The following is a 4,920-nucleotide window of genomic DNA, read 5'->3' as shown; positions in this document are numbered from 1 at the left end:
GGCAAAAAACCTCACGCCTTTCGACACTTTAAAAAAATTTTAATTGCGACTAGGGGACGCGGCGCCAATAAACATTGAAGGTCCGTCGTTAGTAACGGTAGTTAAGTGTTATTACCGAAAGATGTTGATAAAAAAATACGGAACCTGAATGCGCCCGTTCTCCACTCACCTTGCGGTCAGCTCCGTCATTTTTTCCGGAGCCCCCCAAAAAAAGCCTCAAAAGGCCCCCACGGATGGCGCCTGGAGAATAAAAATATGGCTAACGAACATTATCGCCACCTGGTGGATGAGCTCTGCCTGCTGACACAAATCCCCAGTGCTGCCGTGCTGTACGAATCCCTCCAACTCATTGTTCGCGGTATTGATTTTTCCCTGCGCCCGATCGAGAACCCAGAGGCTGATGCGGTGCTCCTGCATGCCGACTTCGGCCCGCTGCCCTCACGCCAGCGCGAGGCAATTTTATTGCGCTTGCTGGACACCAATTTCCACTTGGTAGACGGCGTGCGCCACAGCAGTTTTTCGCACAACGAACACACCGGTCACGTGTTGTTCGGCAGCGCCCTGCCGCTGGAAAGCACCACGGCGGCGCAGGTTCTGCTGCTGATGGGGCATATCGCCGAATACGCCCAGGCGTGGCGCCAGAGCTACTTTCTCGATGATCAGCGCACCCGCGCGAGGGCCTTCTGATGCGGACTTCAGGGATCAACCAAGGCGCCACACCCACCATCAACCCTGCCGAAATCCAGGCAGCACCAAGCGCCGATATTGCCCTGGTGCGTTTGTCTTCCAGGCCCCCGACAGACCTCGCGTCCACCCCGGCCGCCGCGCCCTCTGCCACCCTCAAAAGCTACACGCAGCGCCAGCGCCCTTCTGCGCCCCTGGCCAGGGACGCCGCCGCGCTGGCCCAAGCCATCAAGGCAGGCACCGGCAGCACCTTGGGCATGGCCCGGGAAATGATGGTGCTCGAAGGCAAGTATTTGCTGGAGCAGTCCCACGTTGCCTTCCAGAGCATTGCTGAAAAACTCTTTCCGGAGGTAGACGAACACCTGAGCCCGGTGATCCACGATGAGTTGCTCAGCCATGCCCAGACCTCCCGCCTGGAGCTGCACAAGGCGCTCGCGGAACTGAGCAAGCAGCCAGGCAACTCCCCCGACGTTGCCGCTTACGGGCGCGTGCTCACGCACGCCGTTCAAGCGCAGACCGAACTGTTTGCGGGCAAGGTCGCGCTGTACCAGGAAGTGCTGTCGCAACCCGAACTGCCGGCCACCGACCGTGCCCACATCGAGCGCAGTGAGCACGCCTTCGCCCGCTATGCGCAACAGGTCGCCGCGCAAATCCCCAGCGCCTTGAAACAGGCTTCAGCCAAGGCCGATGCCACGGTCAAGGCGCTGCATCACCTGCATCAACCGGCCCAGGAATGGGAAGGCATCAGCCATCAGCTCAAGGCGCTGGTGCGCCAGACCAGCGCTGAAGGCGAGTTCAAAGATGCTTTGGACAACGCCCGGCTGCCAGATGTGCTGGAGGGCCTGCATCAACACAACGACGGCTGGGCCGCCACCACCAAAGCCTTCGTCGCCGGCGCAGTGCCGCAGATGCTCGCCTCGGGCCTGGCCTTCGGCTTTGCCCGAGCGGTGGTGGAGTCGGCGATCCCGCACGACTTGCCCAAGCAGGTATTCGCCACCGCCGTGACCATGGCCGCCGCCCACGAAGTGGGCACTAATTTGCTCAAACCCATCGGCCAGGAGCTGGTTGGCGCGTGGAACCTCAAGCCGGTCAAAGCCTCGGAGGTGATCCCCAACCCCAACCCAAGGGTGAGCATCCTGGGGCAAATCCAGCCACTGAGCGACGACGCCAAAATCCAGGCCAAGCAAGCCGTGGACGCACTGCGCGGCCGCCACTTGAACGCCCAGCAAGCCAATAAAAACGGCACCGGTGTTGGCGAAGCCCAAGCCTTTGGCGCGTTCGGCCTGGCGCAAGGTATTCGTCGCGCCATCGGCTTTGCCGCCCCACAGCTCCGGGTCAACGACTACGGCCCCCGCACACTCACCTCCATGGGCGGCGGGCTGTTGATGGGTGGGGTGCAATCGAGCAGCCAACTGCGCAGTACCACCCCCGACGAGCGTGGCCGTGAGTTGCCGACCCACACCTTCAAGGGCACCGACAAACCCCTGGCCCAGCGTATCGCCAAGGCTGCCAGCGATGCAGTGCTGGCCAGTGATCCGAGCAAAAGCGAGGTGCGCCAGAGCCTGCTGAGCAAGACCTTCGGTTCGCTGATCGGCCTGGGCAATGCCGCAGCGGTGGGCACCGTGGCCCGCGCCATCGGCTCACACACCCCGGCGCAAAAATTTGGCCAGGTGGTGATGGCCGCGCTCGGTTCGCCGGCGTTGCTGATTCCCGCCTACGCCGCCTTTCAATCCGGCCCGGAAACCAAGGCGCGCACCGCCGCGCTCAAGGCAGAACAGCTGCCGGGCACCCAGGCCCAGGCTGCGGCGCCCAACTTTGCGCGCACACGTACGGCGATGCAGAACATTCAGTCGCCGGATCGCGCCGATTTACCCCACGGCTCATTGCCCGGCACCTGGGGCCGGACTGCAGAAAACACCTACCACCGGGTTCGTGGCGGGTTGCAGGTTGCCTCGCAGGTTCCCACCGAAACCCTCGAACACGCGCCGCAACTGATCAAGGCCGCACCCGCCGCCCTGGCCAGCGCGGCAAGTGCGGTGCACAACGCCCTGAGCGGTTCCCGGAACACCGTCGAGACAAACACCCCCGACCCGCAGCCACCGGGGGCATATCCCCTGGGATAACCCCGGCCGGTTCCTTTCGATCACGTTGACAAGGAACCGGATGGCCCATGCCCCCACTCATTGATTTGGCCTGCGATTCTTGAGGAAAGCCTATGCCTTTAGCCCCTCCTGGCGCCCGATTCCAAGCAGATCCGGCGCTGTTCAACACCCCCCATTCCGCCCACAGGGTGCCGACAAACCAGGTATTGGTGCCGTACACCAGCCAGCACGGCGGCTATACGACCCGTGTGTCGAATGTCGAAATGGACATGCTGATCGCCGCCAACCGGGCCATTTCCGACACCTGGCAAGTGCTGAACAAAGGCTCGGGCAATCAGGAAAAACACCTGCGCAGCACCGGCGGTGACGCGTTCAAACGCACGGCACTGGTCCACGAACGGCGCGATCACCTGGGCAATGACTGGGCGGGCATTGGCCGCGTAGCGGCGCGCTTCCAGGCCGGCAACTGCGCAGAGATGGCCGCGGTGTGTGCTTTGCTCGGCGCCAGCTCGACGCTGAATCAACCGGTGTCAGTGGTGTATTCGCCGGAACTTGACCACACCGTCGCAGAGTTCGGTGACCGCCGCGCCACCAGCAATACCGTGATCGCCGACCCCTGGCCCGAGTTTGGGCGGGCCATGCGCAAACAGGATTTCTTCCTGATCGACCGCCACCCGACGGTCTTGCAAACGCTGCAGCCCTACGACTATCAGCCGCTGGAACGCAAGCGATTGCTCTACGACAACAAGGTGCCCCAAGCGCGGGTCGATGACGAGTTTTCCAGGCTGTACCCCGCCTACCCAAAGGGCGGCGAAGCGTTGGTCAACACGATCCTTCACGAACAACCGGTGTACAGCCAGGAACACTCGGCCAAACACCTGGGCATGCAATACGAGGCCTACGACAGCCAACGCAACACACGCCGAGTGGACCTCAACCTCACGCAACACGAGTTCAAGCAGCGCCTGGTCCAACTCGGCCTGCACCCGGTCACTGGCCAACCTACCCCCGGAAATCGTCGCCCGCCAACGTCTCAGTCATGAGTAAACGGAGTTTGCATGCCTATCACCCCCAGCAGTTTCCCGCTCACCGGCAGCCCCGCGCTGTTCAACACCGATAACCCGCACCACCGCGTGCCGATCAACCAGGTGCTCGCAGACTCGACCGACGCCATCCTGGGCCGCCATCAGGTCACCGTGCAGCGCGTTTCCAAGGGGGAAATGAAAGCACTGACGGTAGGAAACCAGGCCATTGATGACACCTGGCGGATCTTGAATAAAGGTTCGGGCAACCAGCAACGGCATATCGTGCGAACCAACGGCGACTCATTTAAACGCACGGGGCTGGCACAGACAGAATTCAAGCAAGTGGGGCGTGACGGCTGGGACCGTGCGCGCATCGCCGCGCGCTTTCAGGCGGGTAACTGCGGGGAAATGTCTTCGGTGTGCGCCGCGCTCTGCGCCACCTCAGGCCTGAACAAGCCGGTTTCTGTGCTGTACTCGCCCCAGCGCGATCATTCGGTGACCGAAATCGGCGACCACCGCATGCCCGAAGGCAGCGTGATCGTCGACGCCTGGCCGGACTTTGGACGGGCCATGCGCAGGCAGGATTTCGCCCTGATCGACCGCAACCCCATGGTGCTCAACACCTTCGAGCCGCGTAACGATCCGGGTATGCGTACCCGCCTGCTGTACGACAACAAGGCAAGCCAGGAAGAGGTCAACCACAACTTCAGAATGATCGCCCCGGACTACCCCACCGACAACGACAAGCTGGTTAAGCAGGCCTTGAACCAAGGCGGCATTTACGCACAGCGCCACACCGCCCAAAACCTGGGGATGCATTACCAATACAAAAACAGCAAGGGCGAGTCCCAGTACCTGGACCTCAACCTTTCCCAGGCACAGTTCAAGGAGCGCCTGATTCAACTGGGGCTGGACCCCAAGACCGGGAAAGTCCCGAGCAAATCGCTGTTTGCACCGTTGATGCGCGCGATTGGCAATGCACGGGCGCGTACCCCGTCAGTCAGTGTCGCACCCATGCCCGTCGTTGTGCCTTGGGATGCGCCGGCTGTGCGCCCCCGTCATGCATCAACAGCGGCAGCAGAGCGCCCGCGCGCACCGCGGGAAGAACG

The 4,920-nt window shown here is 62.3% G+C and carries 4 protein-coding genes; all 4 read left to right on the top strand.

Annotated features, from left to right (window positions below):
* Positions 1 to 255: 255 nt before the first annotated feature.
* A complete protein-coding gene (locus WBB95_RS06205; RefSeq protein WP_424486764.1) occupies positions 256 to 687 on the top strand; it encodes a CesT family type III secretion system chaperone in 432 nt (143 codons plus the stop codon).
* The gene (locus WBB95_RS06200; RefSeq protein ID WP_424486763.1) at positions 687 to 2,807 is read left to right on the top strand and encodes a hypothetical protein; all 2,121 of its coding nucleotides are present in this window, start codon (positions 687 to 689) and stop codon (positions 2,805 to 2,807) included. Before WBB95_RS06205 ends, WBB95_RS06200 begins: the two co-directional genes overlap by 1 nt.
* A 92-nt stretch (positions 2,808 to 2,899) precedes the next feature.
* Positions 2,900 to 3,829, top strand: a complete 930-nt coding sequence (locus WBB95_RS06195; protein ID WP_424486762.1) for a hypothetical protein — start codon at positions 2,900 to 2,902, stop codon at positions 3,827 to 3,829.
* A 15-nt stretch (positions 3,830 to 3,844) separates the two neighbouring features.
* Positions 3,845 to 4,920, top strand: a 1,076-nt coding sequence (locus WBB95_RS06190; RefSeq protein ID WP_424486761.1) for a hypothetical protein, incomplete at its 3' end; no start/stop codon positions are given.

Origin of the sequence: Pseudomonas sp. (genome assembly GCF_049645325.1) — a bacterium.
In the GTDB taxonomy this organism is placed as follows: Bacteria; Pseudomonadota; Gammaproteobacteria; order Pseudomonadales; family Pseudomonadaceae; genus Aquipseudomonas.
The sequence above is the reverse complement of the archived record's forward strand: the minus strand, read 5'-3'. Positions and strand labels throughout refer to the sequence as shown.